At 52.5% G+C, this 20,006-nt stretch carries 14 protein-coding genes; 11 read left to right on the top strand and 3 right to left on the bottom strand.

All coding sequences use genetic code 11. The features are described 5' to 3' along the window. Nucleotides 1-182: 182 nt before the first annotated feature. Nucleotides 183-1,139, bottom strand: coding sequence for a helix-turn-helix domain-containing protein (locus ACR0AK_RS13800; protein WP_480593641.1), 957 nt, complete (start codon nucleotides 1,137-1,139; stop codon nucleotides 183-185). Nucleotides 1,140-1,246: 107 nt separating this feature from the next. On the opposite strand from ACR0AK_RS13800, the gene ACR0AK_RS13795 reads away from it, so the two are divergent. From ACR0AK_RS13795 to ACR0AK_RS13780, 4 genes are all read left to right on the top strand, one after another. Continuing rightward, the gene (locus tag ACR0AK_RS13795; protein WP_170680733.1) at nucleotides 1,247-1,402 is read left to right on the top strand and encodes a plasmid mobilization protein; all 156 of its coding nucleotides are present in this window, start codon (nucleotides 1,247-1,249) and stop codon (nucleotides 1,400-1,402) included. 14 nt (nucleotides 1,403-1,416) lie between these two features. After that, complete coding sequence (locus tag ACR0AK_RS13790; RefSeq protein WP_480593643.1) at nucleotides 1,417-3,090, top strand: sulfatase-like hydrolase/transferase; 1,674 nt, start codon at nucleotides 1,417-1,419, stop codon at nucleotides 3,088-3,090. A 95-nt stretch (nucleotides 3,091-3,185) separates the two neighbouring features. After that, nucleotides 3,186-3,923, top strand: a complete 738-nt coding sequence (locus ACR0AK_RS13785; protein WP_480593645.1) for a hypothetical protein — start codon at nucleotides 3,186-3,188, stop codon at nucleotides 3,921-3,923. A 33-nt stretch (nucleotides 3,924-3,956) separates the two neighbouring features. Further along, on the top strand, nucleotides 3,957-4,772 hold the full coding sequence (locus tag ACR0AK_RS13780) for a hypothetical protein (RefSeq protein ID WP_480585028.1): 816 nt from the start codon (nucleotides 3,957-3,959) through the stop codon (nucleotides 4,770-4,772). A 267-nt stretch (nucleotides 4,773-5,039) separates the two neighbouring features. Here ACR0AK_RS13780 and ACR0AK_RS13775 read toward each other — a convergent pair whose 3' ends face one another. After that, nucleotides 5,040-5,861 carry a hypothetical protein gene (locus tag ACR0AK_RS13775; protein ID WP_170746949.1) on the bottom strand — a complete coding sequence of 274 codons (822 nt, stop codon included), beginning with the start codon at nucleotides 5,859-5,861 and terminating at the stop codon, nucleotides 5,040-5,042. A 124-nt stretch (nucleotides 5,862-5,985) separates the two neighbouring features. On the opposite strand from ACR0AK_RS13775, the gene ACR0AK_RS13770 reads away from it, so the two are divergent. From ACR0AK_RS13770 to ACR0AK_RS13755, 4 genes are read left to right on the top strand one after another with little or no spacing between them, the layout of a single operon-like run. Further along, the gene (locus ACR0AK_RS13770) at nucleotides 5,986-6,639 is read left to right on the top strand and encodes a hypothetical protein (protein WP_480793726.1); all 654 of its coding nucleotides are present in this window, start codon (nucleotides 5,986-5,988) and stop codon (nucleotides 6,637-6,639) included. Further along, complete coding sequence (locus tag ACR0AK_RS13765; RefSeq protein ID WP_170408649.1) at nucleotides 6,636-8,588, top strand: Mu transposase C-terminal domain-containing protein; 1,953 nt, start codon at nucleotides 6,636-6,638, stop codon at nucleotides 8,586-8,588. The genes ACR0AK_RS13770 and ACR0AK_RS13765 overlap by 4 nt, the downstream gene beginning before the upstream one ends. Further along, on the top strand, nucleotides 8,569-9,549 hold the full coding sequence (locus ACR0AK_RS13760) for a TniB family NTP-binding protein (RefSeq protein WP_170790470.1): 981 nt from the start codon (nucleotides 8,569-8,571) through the stop codon (nucleotides 9,547-9,549). The genes ACR0AK_RS13765 and ACR0AK_RS13760 overlap by 20 nt, the downstream gene beginning before the upstream one ends. Then, on the top strand, nucleotides 9,521-11,350 hold the full coding sequence (locus ACR0AK_RS13755; protein ID WP_170790469.1) for a TniQ family protein: 1,830 nt from the start codon (nucleotides 9,521-9,523) through the stop codon (nucleotides 11,348-11,350). Before ACR0AK_RS13760 ends, ACR0AK_RS13755 begins: the two co-directional genes overlap by 29 nt. On the opposite strand, the gene ACR0AK_RS13750 is transcribed toward ACR0AK_RS13755, so the two are convergent. Continuing rightward, on the bottom strand, nucleotides 11,347-14,715 hold the full coding sequence (locus tag ACR0AK_RS13750) for a DEAD/DEAH box helicase family protein (RefSeq protein ID WP_480793725.1): 3,369 nt from the start codon (nucleotides 14,713-14,715) through the stop codon (nucleotides 11,347-11,349). The genes ACR0AK_RS13755 and ACR0AK_RS13750 overlap by 4 nt on opposite strands. A gap of 431 nt (nucleotides 14,716-15,146) precedes the next feature. Here ACR0AK_RS13750 and ACR0AK_RS13745 point away from each other — a divergent pair, with 431 nt between their 5' ends. From ACR0AK_RS13745 to ACR0AK_RS13735, 3 genes are all read left to right on the top strand, one after another. Beyond that, nucleotides 15,147-15,968: a prephenate dehydrogenase gene (locus ACR0AK_RS13745; RefSeq protein WP_331252663.1), complete on the top strand. Its 822-nt coding sequence runs from the start codon at nucleotides 15,147-15,149 to the stop codon at nucleotides 15,966-15,968. Between the two features lie 258 nt (nucleotides 15,969-16,226). Then, a complete protein-coding gene (locus tag ACR0AK_RS13740; protein WP_480794518.1) occupies nucleotides 16,227-17,969 on the top strand; it encodes a sigma-54-dependent Fis family transcriptional regulator in 1,743 nt (580 codons plus the stop codon). A gap of 148 nt (nucleotides 17,970-18,117) precedes the next feature. Beyond that, a complete protein-coding gene (locus ACR0AK_RS13735) occupies nucleotides 18,118-19,917 on the top strand; it encodes an NAD(P)/FAD-dependent oxidoreductase (protein ID WP_170790466.1) in 1,800 nt (599 codons plus the stop codon). Nucleotides 19,918-20,006 lie beyond the last annotated feature (89 nt).

The raw sequence follows: 20,006 nt of genomic DNA, 5'->3' as shown, positions 1-20,006 counted from the left end.
ATGGCCGCTTCCAGCCCGAAGCGGACCTTCAAATTCCAACTTTGCAGTTCTCGTGTTGCGGATAAGTTAGGCCTCGTTCTGCCAATATCTCAGCGTCGCTAACCACGGAAATCTGACATTGGCTCCGCAACAAGAATGGCTTAACATAAACTTTGCGCCTAAGACTGCTACCAAGCTCTGTTTCAGTTCATTCTGCCGGATAACGTTTGAGTCGGTAGTTCCCCAAAGAATGCCTTGTAGTCTCGTGCAAACTGCCCCATGTGCCAAAACCCAAAGGAATTTGCGACGTCCGATATACTCTGATCTGGCGAGCAGGATACCAATTCATGGCGTACTGCACCGAGACGGGCTCTTAGATAAAACTGTTTGGGGCTTACACCGAAAGTTTCCTGAAATGCGCGACGAAGAGTACATGCGGATACTTGGGTGTCTGCACATACTTCTCCAATTGAAACGTTGTCCATCAAATGGGCACGCATGAATTCAACTGCCTTTTGCGCCAAGCGGGTTCTGTTCTTGCTGTTGCCTCTATCACTCCATTTCTCATCGTTCACTAGCATTTCCAGAAGCTCTAGGATCAGATCGCTCTCTTCACCTTCAGTGCTGGGGCCTGTCTCGGAACCTATGAGAAAACGTGCTTTGTTTTTGATCTGAGAATGAAATCTGCCAGCATCACCCACGAACGAACGCGAAGCATTTTTTCGCACAGTGCTGATATCAAGGCCGCAATCGTCGGCGACCCGTTCCGCCCTTCGGATGTCGATGCCAAAGGTCAGGCCTGTGAGCGTTGAATTGCTCACGCCTTCAAAAGGGTCCCCGCTACCAAAATTCATCAGAGCGGTGTCTGAGGGGTAGCCGTTAAGCCAAGTCCGTACACTCCCTTTGTCTGGTAGTCCAAACGCCAGAATGTCGGGGCGAGATACACCGGTTTGGTACACGGCTTTGTCAAACGACAAATCTATCATTTGGAGACCAGTCCCCGCCCAAACAGATACCGCCGAATTCATGTTTCCTTTTTCGAGTTGGCGTAATTCGACATCCCATTGGGAAAGCTCGCGGAACTGCGAAGGATCCTGCAATAAAAGAGTATTTGGGTTGCAGGTTTTTTCTTCCACTGATCGTTTTTTGATGTGGTCCATTCAGCAGCTCGCGTAATTGTCATGCAATGTTATCTCGCAAACGTAGGCTTAGGCAATTGCAAGACAAGGCAGACAAATCGGGGGAAAAAAGGTTTGGACGCCCATCCTTGCCTGATGACATAGCGCGCACTGAACGTGTCGTAACACTGCTTACCAAGAGCGAAAAAGAGATGTTGCGCTCTCAGGCTGAGGACAGCGAACTCTCGCTTTCGACCTACTGCCATCACCTGATCCTTGAAGGTCTGAAAACACAAAAATCATGAAATAGGGGTATCTCATGAAATCAAAACTGTTCCTTTCCACACTGGCCTTTGCTGGCTCTGCTTTCACGGCGACAGCTCAGGACAGCAACATCGTGCATGATGCGGAGTACTATGTACTTAAGCAGCAAAACGAGGCCGTTTGGGTCGAGAACGACGCGCAGGTTGATCAACTGTTGGCCGATTTTCGTGAGAAGAACGGAGGGAACCCTCCAAACATCTTCTACATCCTGATTGACGATATGGGCTTTGGCGACATGGGTATGCCCGAGATGAACGCCATCCGCGGGTATTCGACGCCCAATATCAACGCGCTGGCAGAGGAAAGCATGCGGTTCGCGCGCATGTACACTGAGCCGTCCTGCACACCGTCGCGCGTGGCCTTCATGACGGGTCGCCAGCCGTATCGCAATGGGATGGGTGATACTGCCGTCGATATTTCAGGTTTTGGCCTTGCCGACGAAGAGGTCACCCTCGCCGAAGTTTTGAAATCCGTAGGCTACAATACCTCGCATGTTGGCAAATGGCACATGGGCGACATTCAGGAATCCTGGCCGACTTATCAGGGTTTCGACTACGCCGCGTTTCCGATCCATCAGCAGGGCCAGTTGGCCATCTTCAACGAAGACGCGGCTAAAGAAGAAATCACCATGGCCATCGGTGAAGACAACTACAATTCCAAGTACACGCTGGATGATTGGTTTCGACCTGATCCGGGACACATGATTACAGGGCTTGAAGCTGTCATTGGTGGAGAGGTCCGCGAAGTCCATATGGAACCAGGTGAGAAATGGACCCAGGACAAATACAATGAAATGAACATCCGCTATCAGGCACAAGCGATGGAACAGTTGCGCCTGCTAGCAGAGCGGGATGAACCGTTCTTCCTGCAATACTGGCCTCTTGTCCCTTTGTCGACAACGCGCACGACGAAAGAGGCGTTCACGACACCCAACGGCGGTACATTCGTTGAAAGCATGGAAGAGCTGGATGAATGGATCGGCGTCATTCTTGAGGAAGTCGATACGCTGGGGCTCAGAGACAATACCCTGATCGTTTTGATGGGCGATAACGGTCACTTCACCAAATATGCTCCCGGCAGTGGGTTTTCACCTTTGGTCTTCCGCGGCGGCAAGGCCGATACCTCTGAGGGAGGGGTTCGGGTGGACGCGTTTGCCCGCCTGCCCGGCCTGATCGAGGGAGACTCGATAGTATCGGACATCATTCACATCTCTGACTTGTTCACGTCGATAGCACGTATTGGCGGAGCGATGGATGCCATCCCCCGCGACCGGATCATTGACGGTGTCGATCAGACGTCCCTGATGTTCATTGGCGATACGCATGGGCGCCGAGATCATGTTCTGATCTACTCGATCAACTCGCTGAAAGAGGTGGTGAAGGAACACATCAAGCTCAAGGTTCCGGCCAAAGGTGAAAACGCCATCGTGGCCAAGTTCTACAACCTGTTCCGAGATCCTCGCGAAGAACAGAGCGTATCGACAGAGATCGGCGCGTGGGCAGGTCATGAGTTCAACCGGATCATTGCCCGCCACCTGAAATTCAAGGAAATGTACCCCGATCAACCTGCCGCGACGGGACGCCCCTATGAAGGTATCGCGAACCTTCGTCCCGAAACTGTCGCAGCGGTGGATGCCTTTGTCGCCAAGCGGGACATTCAGCCTGAGTAATAGGTGACTCTGATACGAGTAACGCAAACCCCGCGCCGCAAAACGAAGCGCTCAACGCGGGGTTTGACATCTACTTCAAAGATCATGGGAACAGTATGAAACTCCAAGCGCTTGCCCTAGCATTGGCAACTGGCATCGTCGCGACCCCTTCAATGGCAGACGAGAACGCCTCGAACCCGTTGGCCGCAGTCAACAACACGGACATCCGGTATCAGTATTTTGATCTGGGCAATGGCGCTGATCGGCAGGACGCCTTTATCGATGGTGCCTATATGCTGCGGCCCGATCTGAAACTGAAATATGAGTTGCACTACAACTCAACAGATGTGACCGGAACGCGGTTCACTAATTTCGAGAAAGCGAGCCTCAAAGCGATCTACTTTCCTTCTCAGAGGCCGCTCAACGACACATGGGCCATCAAGTCGGCCATTGGTCTGGAGTGGATACTGGACCTTGGCGATCCGGAAAAAGGAATCGGCACCGGGTCCGATCAAATTGCGCCTTTTGGCGGGTTCGCCTTTGCAAACACAAAATCAGGGCTGACGCTGATCCCCTTGCTCCAGCATTTTGCTTCGTACAATGGCCCGACCGACATCAGCCAGACCGCAATGCGGTTGATTGCGCTGCAACCGTTTGGCGATGGGTATTGGGCCAAAGCCGATATCAAAGCGCCATATGACTGGGAAAACGATGCTTGGCCAGCGACCGCAGAGTTGCAGATCGGCAAGAACCTCAGCTCCGGAATAGCGATTTATGCCGACTTTCTCATCGGTATAGGTTCCGACCGCCCTTACGACAAAGGTGCGGGCCTGGGCCTGCGGTTCAACTACTAATATATCCTCAATCAACTTCGGTGGAGATCATCTATGCCAAAGTCCGGAACCCTGTTCAGCCTTTTGTTTTCTGCGTCCATCCTGGCCTGCCCAGAGACCGTCGTCGCGCAATCCCTGCCTGCCGCGGGACAGGATGAAGCAAATTGGCGTCACGCCGCATCATTCTATCTGTTCACTCCGCTCCGCACTCGGGGAACCTCAACGGTCGCTGGGCAATCCGCTGAGTTGGATTTGAGCCTGGGAGATGTTCTCGACGTCTTGGATTTTGCAGCAGCAGGCCGATACGAGGCGTGGAAAGGTGATTTCGGTATCATCGTTGATGCGAATTATGTCGGCATCGAACAAGATGCCAGCCTACCGGGACCACTGAACGCAGATGTAAATGTTGACGTCCGACAAAAATGGTTTGGTATCCTCGCTGCGTATCGCGTTGCGGACGGGACTTACGGGGGAAAAAATCAAAGATACGCAGTCGATATCCAAGGCGGTGCGCGCTTGAATTCGATCCGACAGGAAATTTCAGTTTCAACCCCTGGTCCCATGACGCTTCCGGTTCTGGGGGGCGATGAAGGCTGGATAGAACCTGTCGTGGGCGCAAGGGGTATGTGGCGCTTGAATGAAAAATGGACCTCTATCGCATCTCTGGAATTGGGTGGCTTCGGCGCCGGAGGAAACGATTTGCAAATTGGGGCCAACGCGGGATTCGACTACCAACCCTGGGAAAAGGTCGCGCTGACGTTCGGCTATCGGTATTTCAGTATTGATTATAGCGACACACTCAGCTCAGGCGAGTTCGCATATGACGTCACGCAGCAGGGGCCGTATTTTGGGCTGAAATATTTCTTTTAGATTGTATGCCCGATTGTAGATCGGCGAGATTCAATGTCTCTTTCTGAAACCCTTGCCGCGTTGCACGCTACTTGCCACATCGGCAACTCTGGGCTCAATGTTGCTGTCCTGTGCAGTTTAAATGATTTGCGGAACGCAGCTCAAAGCCGCATACGCTGCTATTGGAAGGAATACCCGCTTTGAGCAGTCTGCTACACTTTGCAAAGTCCGCTTTCTGCGCATTGCAGACCTTCGCGCACGGCATAACACCCAACATTAGAGAGTGCATCATCCCAGAACTTTTAGATCTTTTGGTGCGAGCCGACTTTTCTCCGGCAATGTCCCAAATTTAATTCCTTCGATTTCGAGTTTGTCTCGTATCGCTACAAGTTCACCCAGTTTGTACTCAGATTGCTCAGGAACAACGTATAGTACTTGAGGAACCTTTCTCAAAAGAAGTGCTGCTCTTGCCAGTTGGTCAATCAAGTAGCCAGGATCAATTCTATTCCTCGGGCCTTTGATCTCAATCGCCGCAAAAGGCTCCGAGCCTTTGTATACGATTAAGTCTGTGGCAAGAGGCTCGAACGTTCTGCCTTCTCGAACAGTCAAATTTTCCACATTGAAGATGTCACTAGTGTTCTGTTTGAAAAGCATTTTTGCGTTTACTTCGAAGTCTCGGGCTCTTCGCTGGCCGCCAAAACCACCTCTAGCAATCACGACCGCAGGCTTCTCCGCCAATCGAACTTCATCAAGAATAGACTTAGTTTCCGCCTGAGATAACTCCCCTGAAAGAACGGCATCAGCTATCTCTTTGGATTTCCTAGGGTCATACCGATCTATCCTTGAAAGCAAAATAACTTGCATCATGGCCAGCCAGTCGGGCTTTGATTCAAAAAGATCGGGTCGGTTCTGTTCTAACCATTTCGCCGCGGACATCGGATTGCGAAGGCTTGCAGGCTTTGTGCCTCTAATAGCGGCAACGCTTTGGAGTGCATCGTCCGGAAACGCGTACCCGCAGGCTTGGCTGTCTTGGACAACGCGATTCAGCCACGCTCCGAGGGCAATCCAGTTTTCAGTTTTGGCCAAATCTTGAAATTCGTCTTCAGTCATCATCGGTCGCAATCATTTTATTCGCATCGAGCCCATTGCCAATGCGAATGGATGCATGTATAGAGCCCGTATGAGGATAGATCGACACGCACCCCCGACGGCCCGACGCGTTCACAAGCGCGGAATGAAAAAACGCGCTGGCAAAATGTCTGGCGTCAAGTTCCCAGGCGTCATTCAGCTCGAAAGCCAAATGGAAGCAGCACTGGTTCGTTGCATGCAGGTCGACCCTCGTGTGGTCTCGCTTAAGCCACAGCCTTGCACAATCGACATGGGAACCGGAAGAGCATTTGCAAACAAAGAAACGGCGCTAGAGGCTTATGAAGGGCGTCGGTACAGGCCTAAGCTTTATACACCAGACCTAGAAGTCACACTTGTCGACGGCCGTTTGTTCTACTTGGACGCCAAGCACAGCGCTCACATAGATAAGAAACCTGAGTACCTGGACTATCCTTCACTTCTTGCCGAAGTCGGAATCTCGCTTGTCATTGTAACTGAGTCCTTATTGCAGGGGCCGATTGATCGAAATGCTTGGCTGCTATTGCAAGGACAAGCCGAAGAGACCGCCCCTAAACTTGCAAGCAAAATAGCGTGTCTCAAACAGCAACGTGTGACGTTCAAAGAACTAAGAGAGAACATTGGCATCCCCCAAGCGAAGATTCTTCGCCTTATTCTTGATGGCTATCTGGTGTTCGATTTTTCATGTGAAGCTCTTGGGCCATCCACGAACCTGAATACTGCGAACCGCGACCAAAGACATCTGGAGGTAATCGAATTTTGAAGCAGATTGTCAAAAGGCGGCACCAGAGAACCATCAAATATAGGGGAGAAACCTATGCTGTCGATGGAGCGATAGCTGGGCGGGATGCATATCAGATATCGAACTCCCAAGTTGATCCTTTTGAGATATCTGGACAAGAATATCGAGACCATGTGCACGATGGGCTAGTGAAGGAAGAAGGCTTCGACAAACGTCCTCGTAATGTAACCGCTAAAGATGCACGTGAAGCTCAGCTCAGACTACGCATTGTGGAAAATGCACTAAAGCTTGGGGAGGAAGGCGTTCATTGGGCAAAACGCATACCGATACTTCAACGCGAGTTCGCCGAAGAACCCACCTTCAAAATCAAGGGTAACCGTTTTCCGAGGCAATCGACTGTTCAGAATTGGGTCAAATTGTATCGGCGCGGCGGGCCGGACGCGCTTTTGCCCAAGCACAGCAATTCAGGAAATCGTATGCCAAGGTTTGACAGCGTTTTCCACGAGATAGTGCTCGATCTATTGGAAATGCAATATACGTCGTCGGACAGACAAAATCTAACAAGTCTGTCTAGCGACGCTTATAATCAATACCAGTTGGTTTGCCATGAGAATGGCATAAAACCTGGGTGCTGCGGACGCAAGGCAGTCGAAGCGATTGTGCACACAATCCCTCATTTTGACGTTCTAAAGTGGCAACTGGGCAGTAACGAGGCGCGCCAACACATGCGAATTGCCCAAAAATACTATGATATAACAGCACCTTACGATCAAATAGAATTGGACTGCACAAAAGCTGACATAATGCTGGTTGATGATAGCGGGGAGGTAATAGGTCGGCCGTGGATTTGTGCAGCGATTGACTGTGCTACTAGTTGGATTGTCGCATTTCAAGTCTTCCTACCAGATCCATCATCAGAACATGTGGCCAAAGCTCTAAAGGAGATGATTAGCTACCCAGAGGAAGACTTTTTCGAACAGCACGAAATTGTAAACAGGAAAAAAATCGCCGCACTGCCGAAAGTGGTTGTAATGGATCAGGGTTCAGAGAACGTGGGCGAACCCATCGATGCTTTTATCGAAGTTGCTGGTGTCCATGGCCATTGGGCGCAACCTCGAAAACCCCAGGAAAAGCCGTTTATCGAAAACTTGTTCGGGGCAGTACGAAGCAAAGTCAGCCAGCTTCCGGGTGCGACTAAGTCAAAGGCATATCCCGACCGGGATCGAACCAAAAAAGCAATGGATGAAGCCCGCCTGACGCTAAGAGTGTTCAATTCAATAATGCAACGCTGGCGCTACGACGAATATGGAAGAACTCCGAGGAGAAAAGTCCAAGACATCTTTAAACGGGGTGAAACACCTAGCGCCGCTTGGGACAGATTGGCAGATGAACACATAGTGCCAGAACCCCCGTCTTTGGACGAGCATCACGCAGCGCTGATGATCCAATCCGAATCTCGAACTCTGTGGCACTACGGTATCGAATTCGAGAGTATGCAATACAACTCTGAAGACTTGGCAAGGCTGTACCGACGACTAGGCCCGCGCCAGCGTGTTGAAATACGCTATGCTCCACTTGATGCTAGGGAAATTTTGGTCGTGGATCCGCATACAGGCGAGTTGGTGCGCGCGTCCAACAAAGCAAAAGACTTGGCAGCACTTTCTTATCGTGAGCTAAGAGAATGCCGGTCACCCAAGGCGAAACACAACGGACCAATCAAAACGGCTTTGGAGATCCACAAAGATATCCAAGCGCGCAGGACGTATAAGCAGGGCAAAAAAACTAAACTGCAAAGGAACCGCTCTGCGGAAATCGACAAGTTGCGGGCCGCTGATATGCAGAACAGAAGTTTGAAAGAACCACAACTAATTGACCAAATACGGTCAGAGGTTGGTCACAACAAGCTCGCAGTTACGAGATCAAAGAACTTGCCAAGGGTCGAAAGAAAAGATGCTGGACCAAACAACTAGTAGAGCTCTGCAAGGTGCATTCATCCGACATAGCCGCCACGAATGGGCTGTCTCGGAGATAAAACGTCTTTTGAATATTGCAGCAACCGAGGGTGGACGGATCATACCAATCTTGGGGCCGACGAGATGTGGAAAGACAGAACTGACAAAGGACTTGAAGGCACAAGTTGAAAATGACCGCCACGGCCCAAGTGCTATTCTGGTATCATCAGATGTCATTCTGGGCCGACTTGCGCCACGGCCTTCCGAGCGGGATTATTACGGTTCCTGCTTGCGAAGCATGGGCTTTGATTTCGTAGAACGAGAGCGACCTGCCCAAATTCGAGAACGTCTCTTTCGGCTCGTAGCTGAGCACGGCATTCAAACAATCATTATCGACGAAGTGAACCATTGCGCCGAAACTCTGACTAGGCACTCGCGTCGACAAGCCGCTGATCACTTCAAGACTATTGTTGATGAAACCTCAGTCACTCTGATTTTAGCTGGGTTGCCAATGTTCGAAGCGGTTATGGACAGCAACGAGCAGTTTGCGGGACGCTGTTTGAACACCATTCGAATGAACCCCTATTGGTGGAGCGTTGAGGCTGATCGTATCGCGTTCTGCGATGCAATCTTTGCTGCCTTCTATTGTCTTGAGGAGTCCGGCATCCTTTTGGAGTTTGACCAAGACGATATGGTACGGCGATTGTACGGTGTTTCCGGCGGACGTGTGCCAGTGGCGTTGGAAGTGCTGCGCGCGCCCCTGGCATTGGGTGCCCAAAATTCACAATACAGCACCAAAACGATTGCCAGGGCAGCGACGGATTCAGGCCTGGAGCGAGATCCGTATCAGTCGTTTTTTCAAGAAGAACCACCATCGGATACTGAGCTGATCAGGTCATACATCAGAGTCATGGCAGATGCTGGTCTCGAAGTAGAGCCTATGACGTCGCATGAGCTTGCGATTATGCGAGGTGTTTGAGGTGCCGGGTTTGTTTGCAGTACCACCATTGAAAGGCGAGAGCCTTATCGGATACTTGCGTCGTCTAGCCCATGTAAATGGATACAGAGATGTCTCTGAATTTTTGACACGGTTCCGGCGGAAGTATGGGCGAATTCTAGTCGAGAACATCGAGCACTTTGAGCAAGAGATGGGCTTAGAGAAAGGTTTGTTGGTTGCTATCTCCCCTTCTGCCAAACCTGAGTCACCCAGCTTAAACTGGCGTTTCGAGCGGCATCATAGCGATCCGATTTGCCCTTCATGTCTTGCCGATGGCTTACCCTTTCAACAAACTTGGCGTCATTACTTGGTGACAACCTGTCACCATCACAAAACGCGTCTTCAAGATGTTTGCCCTGTCTGCAAAACCACATTGCGTCCGACGTCCGGCGGCTTTGATAAATGCAGATGTGGCTTTAGCTACTCCAATTTCCCACGGGTGGCAGCAAAGGACCACGAAGTGATCATTTCCGCCTTGATTGCGGGAGATTCAACGGTTGGCAAGCGGTTTCTTGACCTTGCAGAAGGGCGTCAGGTCCCAAAAGACATTGGCGCTTTTATTAATTTCCTAGCGAGTGGTTTCGCTCAGAACCGCACGGGCAAGTCTGGGAAAACACAAACACCCAAAAGCGTTGCAGATTCGTTGGAACTGATTGAGCCGTTGGCAACTGTATTTGACCATTGGCCAAATGGGTTCGAAGAACACGTTCGAGGGTTGATACTGGCAGGAAATTCAGAATCCAACTCTGTGCCGTCCATGCTCGGAAGCTGGTATCAAAGACTTATGAAGTTCGAAGATGATGCGTACCAGCCTTTCAGAGATGCAGTGTCGCGTGCTGCTTCAACCGAGTTCAAGGGAACCTACCTGGGAAAGCTAACGCCGTTGCAAGCTCGGGAATGGGTCTCGGCTAAACAAGCAGCCAAGGAACTGGGAATTTCTGCACAGCGCTTGGTGGCTGAGGTTCAGTCAGGTCAAATTGCCGGAAAGCAAGCCCGTAGCGGGTATGGGCACAGGCATACGATGATTCCACGCTTCGAAATTTCGAACATCTATCTGGATAGGAAGCGGTATTGGGATGGGTTGCAGGCCAGAGACTACCTTGGTGTTACAAGAAAGCAATTTGATCTGCTTCGCGCGTCAGAATTGATCCACGAGGTTGCTGCTGAATACCGTCCTCCACTTGTTGATGGCTGCATTGACGGTGAAAGCCTAAAAGAGCTCACAACAAACATTCGAAACTGCACTAAAGTTCAAGCGGGAGAAACTATTCCGTTCAATCAGCTCAACCTGAGGCGCACAACTGATCGAGCTGCTTTGATGCATGTTCTTCAGAAAATCTCCACAGGCGTTATCAAACCTGTTGTTGCGGAAGAAAACATGCGACTTGGTGAGTTTCATTTTTCAGTTTCCGACATCGACCGCGAACTTGGGACGCAGCGGTTGTCAAAAGACTGGACCGCAAATGATGTCGCAAAGTTGACGGGTTGGAAGGCTCAGGCGGTGACACATTGGTGCAAGCTGGGCCTGCTCGGATCTCGCAAAGTTCCGCACGGCCCAAGCGAGTCTTTCTTGGTCAGACCACAGCAGCTTGCGATCTTTCAAAGCGAGTACATGCCCGTCGCGACACTGGCGAGGTCAAGAGGTACAACATCCCGAAAGCTACTGTCCGATTTTGAGAGCAAAGGGATTGAGACACATGGCGCGCAAATTGAAGGTAAGACGATGCGAGGGCACCTAGTAAAACTAAGTGACCTGGCTTCGCTGCTGTCTGAGGCCGCCTAGTGCTCGCCTGCACCATCCGAAAAGAACACCACTGAAATGCGCTGTCCAATTGCAGGTTCATGGTCGCGTGAAACCTGTTCAGCTTCCTCGATGACCCGGACCATCTTCTCATGGATCTCTGCGGACGCCTGATGATCGCTTTCGAGCTTTTCCAGGATAACTTGAAGCGCGATGTACCCCTTGGGAAGACCCTCATAGGCGAAGCTGTCACGCACTTCGTGTTTCGCTTTTTCCCAGAAGGGATCAAGCTCACGGCTCCACGCCTCGCACACCATTTCCACGGCAGGCAGTGACATATGGCCAAACAATTCTTGATCACAGAGTTCGACACCACCTTTGCGTCCCATGAACTCGGCGCCAGCTTTCATGAGACTCTCAACGCGAGCGGGGCGCAAGTCCCACTCGGTCAGCTTGCCAATTTGCTCTGAAATCGTCTCTAGCGCTTCAGAGAGATCTTCCAGTGACATGTGGGCGTGCTCCATGCCAAGGCTTCTGGTCCGTTCGTATGCAGTCTCCAGCGATTGGACGCAGGCTAGCTGGTCGCGTTCCAGTATAAGGCCCGGCGCAGTATCCTTAAGAAGCAGCAGGCGAGGCGGAAAGAAGCTATTGCTCTTGCTAAGTCCTTTGAGATGTAGCGCCGTGAATTTCTCACGGGCCGATAGGAGCGCCAACTCGGCGCCCCAGGTGCCTTGGATTTTAGCCTTGTCGATGAGTTTGTAGCGGTCTTCGGGGATTGTTTGCTTGGTGCGTTCCAGCACGTCGTGAAAGTTATTGTCGCGAAGCCGCCGCGGGGATCGCAGATATTCAACAACGCTATCGAGGATCAGTTCTGCGTCTTCGGTGCTTTCTTCTAAGACGGCGTCGATTAGCGCCTCCCCAGCCAAAGTTTTATAGTTCTCTATGCGCTGGGCGGTTTTTTCATCGGACGCAAATTGCCCGACGGGTACGTCAACCAGATGGTAATTTACGATCCCAAATTCGCTGTCGATCCTGTCGATCCGACCCAGACCTTGGATGAGCTCTTTCAAGTTTGAGGTCAGGCCAAGCAACACCAACGTATCTGATGACTGTAGGTTGATGCCCTCCGCCATTTTGTAAGTCAGAAAGACCGACGCCGGTCCATCTGGAGCGTTTTTTCCTCCTGGCCGGAAATAAGACTCTACAGACTTGCCTTGTGTGATGCGTTCAAAGGTGTCCGGTCCCTCACCAAAGATTGCCTTCACGGCGCGATCTTCACCCTTGGTTTGGTTCCCCACGACATAGTTGATATGGTGACCTTTGCGCGACAGTGCCTCTGCGAAAATCTCAAGCGTGTCTGTTCGCTCCGCGAGAAACACAACCCGGTCTTTTTCACTTTGAATTCTCAGGCAGGCCTCGTACCGCTTTTCGTCGAGTTCTTTTAAGACGCTCAGTCCAAGCTTCTGGATTAGCGCGTCACATTTTTTTGCGGGTGCGGGCTCGTCAATTCCTAGTGCGGCGAACATGTTTGATTGTTTGCCTTGGAGCACCTTTTTCTTCGATTTTACTCCGCGTTCGAAGTCGCGGAGGGAGTTGCCAATGGCTCCGTGCGACATCTCCCAATGGGCTTGGGCGGCATTCACACGCAGGATGTTCAATAGGTTGCGGATATAGAGTTGATCTTGCGTGCTTTGTTGCGTGCTCACATGCCCGAAGCGGCTTTTCTCGACCGCGGTCACCCTACCACCTGGTGCAAGTTCTTTGCAGAGGGCCACAATCTCATCCAGGCGCGTTTGCTGAGGTTTTGTCGCCTTAAGTTTCTTCGGGCGGCCGTGGTTTTCAAGTCTCGGGTAGCTGTGCTTGCTCGGATCTTTGTCTTCGCCAATGCATCGCCTTTGTCTGCGTGTCAAAAACGGCGCAACGAGCTGAGCGAGTTCGGTGCGAGCCTCTTGCGTCAGCGTCGTGTCAGGCTCTGATAGGACGGCCAGTTGCGCATCCTGGTTGAAGATATCCTTAGGAACTTGGGTTTCGCGCTCGAACAACTCGCCCATGGCCTGAATGAAAGTCGGCGTCATGAAAATGGACGCGCGTTTCTCCTGCATATGGGTCAACCAATCGACATCGCGGTTCCCAAGTAGGGTTGCGGACAGGCAAACATTCCAGCTCGGCGGGGCAAGCTCAATAGCGGATGCCATTTGAGATGCCTGCTCAAAGCCCGGTGTAACAGTATGGCTCTCATCAATGATCAGAATGCCATATTGTTCGAGCCTGAGCCCGGGTTCCTTGTCATCCCCAGCGCCTCGCAGGTTCTGTTTTGCCAACTTGGTATTCGGCTTCGCGTCCAGAGATGGAGTTGAGTATTTTTCCCAACTTGGGATGACCTTAGGGGGTGCAATCACCACCGCATTATTGCGCGCGACACCATGCACCGGAGAGCTGGGCACGACCTTTGAGTAGGTCTTCGTCAAAGCTTCTCCCAAGTGACATCCGATCTCGGTTTTGCCCGAGCCGGTTGGCGCTTCTACGAAAGCGATACCATGGTCATAGACGATGGAACACGCCTCATAGGTCAGGTCCTGTTGATACCCAAACAGGGTATGACCCGTGATCTCTTTTCGATCACCGGTGAGCCAGGGTTCAAACCCCTTTTGCTCCGAGATAGTTCGCGCTATCGCATCTTCAGCGGTCACCGGTTTGATGAGTTTTTCGAGTATCTCCAGCGCTTCGGTATTCCAATCGACAGATACATCCCAAGCCTGCTCAGCTGCTTCTGTGCGTTCGACCTGAAGTTCATGAGTGCCCGCATCCAGGTCATCGGCGTACTCGATGTTTCTGTAGAGCCCTGAGTAGGAAAAGTTTGCGGATCCGGCGACGGCACCTTTTGGCGAGCTGACGATTTTTGAGTGTAGCCGCCGATCCCCAGATATCCCCAACTTGCGTTTTGCGAGTTTCGGATCGAAGACACGCAAATCTATTTTCCCGGTTTTGATGGCGTGTTTTGCTAGCACCGCGATAAGATCGTGGTCCTCTTCCACTTGAAGCCCGGAGCGCTCCAGCCAGTAGAGTTTCATTTCTTCGGTGACTGGTGTGGGGTTGGTCAGCCTTTTGGTATTCGCTGTGTCGATCCCGAACGATATCCGTATCCGGATATCGCTGTCGTTTTCCAGAACCCGCAGTTCGGGCAATTCTTTCATCAAAATCGACAGCGAAGACAAGAAATCCTGATACCCGGTGACAATCAGACAATCCCCGGAGGTGATATGGGGTCGATAAAGATTGATGACGGGCCGGTCGATATTGGTGCCGACCTTCGCAACCGGTTCGGCATCAAGCTCGCTTGCGGACTTTTGATTTGCTTCGGTGAGCTGCTGTGGCTTGGAACGCAGCCAATCAGGGAGTGAAAACAATGAACAAGACTTAGTTTTAGGACGCTTAGTCTAATAGTGATACTGCGGGCATCGTCCTTCAAGACATCACCGGAAGAAACATTCGTTTTCCTGAAACTGTCGAAAACGCGCACCGGTTTTGTGGCAGAAAGCCGGGAGTTCGAGATTTAACATAAGTCGCAATTATGCAGCCTTTGCAGTCTCGCGATCCGAAGCGGCAATTCGTTCAGAAAGCGACACATGTTCGGATTGAGCCCATTCCTAAAGAGTGCTGCATCATAGCCTATAGGCAGCAATATCGTTGACTCTGCGCTCTTGGGTGCCTTATCGCTGACCTCATGGTGAAATCGTTCTTCGCATCGCAGGACTATTATCCTCAGCTTCGATAGCTGCGGGCAATTTATCATTGGTTTTCCGCTGCCCCTGACAGCGGTCAACATGCAAACGACCTTGTGCCGGGCGGCAAATTCAAAGGTCGCAAAATGAACAACAACAGCAGTAGTCAAAATACGTCGCTAGGCATCGTGGGGTTTGGTGCGTTCGGACAACTTGCAGCACTTCATCTCGGACAGCACTTCGAGATATCGGCCTACGATCCGTCGCCGGACCTTGCCAAGATCGCAAAGAAACTCGGCGTGCGTCTATCATCCTTGCACTCAGTATCGCAGGCTGATGTGATCCTCATTGCGGCACCAGTGTCCTCTTTCGAGCCGGTTGTCAGAGAGATCGCGGTTGCTTGTAAACCCGGCGCGCTGATTGTCGATGTTGGCTCAGTTAAAGTAATTCCCGCAGAAATCATGCGGCGGCTGATGCCGAACCATGTAGACATCGTCGCAACCCACCCCTTGTTTGGTCCTCAAAGTGCCGCGACAGGTATTGAGGGTCTAAAGATCGCGGTCTGCCCCATTCAGGGAAACCGGCATACAAGGCTGGCTGCGTTTTTACGCAAAGCGCTCGGACTGACCGTCATCATGACAACACCAGAAGATCACGACCAAGAAGCAGCAGTTGTCCAGGGACTCACGCACCTCATTGCCAAAGTGCTACTGAGAATGGGACCGCTGCCAACGCGCATGACAACGAAAAGCTTTGACTTGTTATCTGAAGCGATTTCCATGGTTCAACACGATGCGCCTGAAGTATTCGAAGCGATTGAGAAGGCCAATCCTTACGCCGAGACCGTGCGACGACAGTTTTTCGATTTGGCCGCAAGTTTGAGTGTCGAGCTGGATACAGCATCGACGACGCTACCGCACACCGAAAACGGAAATTGATGGAGCAGCATCGAAGGGCAGGTTTGTCCGCGTCTTATCAGTTCATGCCGCGTGCAGCGAACGTCGATCCTTATCAGACCGGCCCTTGGCGCAGATCGCGGCGAAGGTGCCAGGAGAGTCCGAAAGGGCTCAATGCTGCGCGTTCAACGAAGGTCAGCTTGACGAAGCAAAGCGCCAATACGTTTGCCAGACGAAATTTGAACATAGGCGCGAAGCCATCCTCATGCTAATTTTAGAGAGGATTTGTAGGGCGGGAAGCTGTTGGATCGCCAGCACACAAAAGAGATTGACCGTGTCTTAAGCGGGTTCGATACAGGGAGAGACCGGCTTGTCGCGGACAGCTGGCAGCGCTGCGTTGAAACCTATGGTATGGATCCCTCACGGCAGGAACCCGCGCATATCCTGCCTGACACCAAATTCCGTGAACATCTGGAGCAATCGGAACGTCTGATCACAACAGCGCGCTCGGGGCTGCAATCTTTGTTTGCGCAGGTTGCAGGGCAGAACTACGTCCTGCTGCTTGCTGATGCGGATGGCGTCTGCGTCGATTTCTTTGGCGACCGGAACTTTGAGGACGAACTCAGAACTGCCGGTCTTCATCTGGGATTCAAGTGGACGGAAGAGTTGGCAGGAACGAACGGGGTAGGGTCGTGCATCGTTACAGGTCAGCCGGTGACGATCCATCAGGGGGATCATTTTTCGATCACGCATACGCCGCTGTCTTGTACGGCAGCGCCTATTTTCGATACCAAAGGTGGTCTTGCGGCTGTTCTGGATGTTTCGTTGTTGCGTGGCCCTTCGCCTAAGGCGTCGCAGAATCTGGCCATGACATTGGTGACGAATTCCGCCCGTCGCGTCGAGATGGCAAACCTGATGGCATCGACCAGGCGCGATTGGGTCCTGCGCTTTTCAGCTAGCCCCGAATTTCTTGAGGTCGATCCTGAAGCGGCGGTTGCAGTGGACGGAAGCGGCAAGATCATTGGTATGACCTCGGGGGCCCGACGCGCACTGGACCCGGACGGTTCGGGCCACCTGATCGGGTCGCAATTGCAGGACTGGCTTGAAATCAGTGTTGATGACATGCCCGAATTCATGCGCGGCAGGCCCTCAGAAGACCGGGTATTGCGCCTCAAGGACGGGCGCGCGCTCTATGGTCATGCCGTTGCGCCACAGACGTCGCAGATGACAGCGGCCCTGCGCAAGCGAGAACAGGTTCTGCCCGGAGCCCTTGGCAGTTTTGCTGGGCCGGATGCAGACCTTCAGCAGCTTTTGAACAATGCTGCACGTCTTGCACCGACCAGCCTGCCGCTTTTGCTGACTGGTGAAAGCGGCACGGGCAAGACCAAACTGGCGCGTGCGATCCACATGGCCGATCCTGCGAGACAGGATTTCCACACAGTGATCTGCTGCGATACCGAGACATTCGATTTCTGCCAAACCATCGACCCCGGCACGCTGTACCTGCGCGGTGTTGAAGACCTGAGCGAGCCTGCACAGGCCTCTCTTTTAGCAGTGCTTGAGCGGCGGGCTGATCTGAGGATCATTGCCTCATGTCGGCAGCCCCCGGCGGGATTGCAGGGCGGTCTGCGTGAAGATCTGCTGCACCGGATTGCGGGGGCCACATTTTCTCTGCCGCCTTTGCGCCACCGAGCGGATCTGGATTGGCTAATTGATCGCCTGCTTCGACGGTTTGCAAGCCATGATATTCACCTGTCGACAGTCGCGCGCGCCGATCTGAAATCACGACTATGGAGCGGCAATATTCGTGAACTGGAACATCTGCTGCACAGCGCGGTCGCCCTGTGTCAGGACAACATCATCGACTTGACGGATTTGCCAGCCCCGGCGCTCGCCCCTGCGCAAAAGCTGGACTCAGATGATCTGGAAGCACTGCTGCGTGCTTGCGATTGGAATATGTCTCAAGTGGCGCGACGCCTTGGCGTGAACCGGTCGACAATCCTGCGCCGTGTGCGAAAGGCCAGGCTTATTCCACCTGCATAAACGCACATGCCTTCGTGTTGCGCCCTTGTTGCGCGCGCAACAAGTCTTGGGTTTTTTGGCCGAAGTCAAGCGTTGAGCCGCCAAATCGACTTGCCCGAAGGGACGCGGATTTGTCAGCCTTTTGCTCCGTGGAGATAGGGAGGATGACATGCTCGACACAACACTCTCGGATCAGGTGCAGGGGTTCCTGGATGACTTCGGTGCGGCTTTATCCCAAGGCGATATCGATGCCGCCTGCGATATGTTCCAGGACGATTGCTATTGGCGCGATCTGGTCAGCTTTACCTGGAATATCAAAACGGTCGAAGGCAAGGCGCAGGTGGCAGATATGCTCGCGCACCAGTTGGCCACAACAAAGCCGAGCGGTTGGAAAATAGCTGAAAGTGAAGTGCCCACTGAAGATGGCGGAATAACCACCGCATGGATCAAGTTCGAAACCGAAGTGGCACGCGGCTTTGGGTTAATCCGCCTCAAGGATGGCAAGATATGGACCTTGCTGACCACGATGGTCGAGCTGAAAGGTCATGAAGAGCCCAAAGGGTTCAACCGCCCACTTGGGGCCAAGCATGGTGCGGGTAAACACAGGACCACATGGGCGGAAGAACGGGCCCAAGAAGAGGCTGAACTGGGTTACAAAACACAGCCCTACTGCGTCATCATCGGCGGTGGTCAGGGTGGGATCGCCATGGGCGCGCGGCTGCGACAGCTCGGCGTTCCGACAATCATCGTTGAACGGAATGACCGGCCTGGCGACAGTTGGCGCAATCGCTACAAATCCCTCTGCCTGCATGATCCGGTCTGGTATGACCATCTGCCTTACATCAAGTTCCCGGAAAACTGGCCCGTCTTCTCGCCCAAGGACAAGATCGGTGACTGGCTTGAGATGTACACCAAGGTGATGGAGCTGAACTATTGGACGCGAACGACGGCCAAATCCGCCACGTTTGATGAAGACAAGGGCGAGTGGACCATCACGGTGGACCGGGACGGCGAAGAGGTTGTACTGCGGCCCAAGCATTTGATCATGGCGACCGGGATGTCCGGCAAGAAACGCATGCCTGATTTTCCGGGTATGGATGTTTTCAAAGGCGAGCAGGTGCATTCCTCGGAACATGAAGGTCCCGACAAATGGGCCGGTAAGAAGGTCGTTGTGGTGGGGTCCAACAACTCGGCCCACGACATCTGCGCGGCGCTTTGGGAAAACGATGCCGATGTAACAATGGTGCAGCGGTCATCAACACATATCGTCCGCTCGGACACCCTCATGGAAATCGGACTGGGCGATCTCTATTCTGAACGTGCGGTGCGTTCTGGTATGACAACCGAAAAGGCCGATCTGATTTTTGCATCGCTGCCATATCGCATTCTGCACGAATTCCAGATTCCGGCCTATGCCGCGATGAAAGAACAGGACAAAGAGTTCTATGATGGGTTGGAAAAGGCCGGGTTCTGGCTGGATTGGGGCGACGACGACAGCGGGCTGTTCATGAAATACCTGCGCCGCGGATCAGGCTATTACATCGACATTGGGGCCAGCCAGTTGATCATTGATGGTGAGATCAAGCTGAAACGCGGTCAGGTCACTGCGCTTGATGAAACCGGAGTTATCCTTGATGACGGAACGCATCTGGATGCTGATCTGGTGGTCTATGCGACCGGGTATAATTCGATGAACGGCTGGGTTGCTGACCTGATGGGTCAGGACATGGCGGATCGGCTTGGGAAGTGTTGGGGTCTGGGCTCTGACACAACCAAGGACCCGGGGCCTTGGGAAGGCGAGCAACGCAATATGTGGAAGCCGACACAGCTTCCAAACCTCTGGATGCATGGTGGTAACCTGCATCAGTCCCGACATTATTCACAATTCCTGTCGCTGCAAATAAAGGCCCGAATGGAGGGTGTACCAACGCCGGTCTACGGCATGCAAGAAGTGCATCACCTCAGTTAAAGCATGTGCCGCGACCGAGAAGCAGACTTTCAATTTATTCGACTGAAAGTCTGCTTTGGCCGCATCTTGCCAGTTCGTGCGCCACGCCG

It is taken from the genome of Ruegeria sp. BI12 (assembly GCF_056537985.1).
This window is presented reverse-complemented; position numbering and strand designations above follow the sequence as displayed.

Excerpts from the sequence above, each read along its gene's own strand:
- ACR0AK_RS13780 (WP_480585028.1), top strand. The coding sequence starts at position 3,957 with ATGCCAAAGTCCGGAACCCTGTTCAGCCTTTTGTTTTCTGCGTCCATC.
- ACR0AK_RS13775 (WP_170746949.1), bottom strand. The coding sequence starts at position 5,861 with ATGACTGAAGACGAATTTCAAGATTTGGCCAAAACTGAAAACTGGATT.
- ACR0AK_RS13760 (WP_170790470.1), top strand. The coding sequence starts at position 8,569 with ATGCTGGACCAAACAACTAGTAGAGCTCTGCAAGGTGCATTCATCCGA.
- ACR0AK_RS13770 (WP_480793726.1), top strand. The coding sequence starts at position 5,986 with ATGAAAAAACGCGCTGGCAAAATGTCTGGCGTCAAGTTCCCAGGCGTC.
- ACR0AK_RS13735 (WP_170790466.1), top strand. The coding sequence starts at position 18,118 with ATGCTCGACACAACACTCTCGGATCAGGTGCAGGGGTTCCTGGATGAC.
- ACR0AK_RS13790 (WP_480593643.1), top strand. The coding sequence starts at position 1,417 with ATGAAATCAAAACTGTTCCTTTCCACACTGGCCTTTGCTGGCTCTGCT.
- ACR0AK_RS13785 (WP_480593645.1), top strand. The coding sequence starts at position 3,186 with ATGAAACTCCAAGCGCTTGCCCTAGCATTGGCAACTGGCATCGTCGCG.
- ACR0AK_RS13800 (WP_480593641.1), bottom strand. The coding sequence starts at position 1,139 with ATGGACCACATCAAAAAACGATCAGTGGAAGAAAAAACCTGCAACCCA.
- ACR0AK_RS13755 (WP_170790469.1), top strand. The coding sequence starts at position 9,521 with ATGAGCTTGCGATTATGCGAGGTGTTTGAGGTGCCGGGTTTGTTTGCA.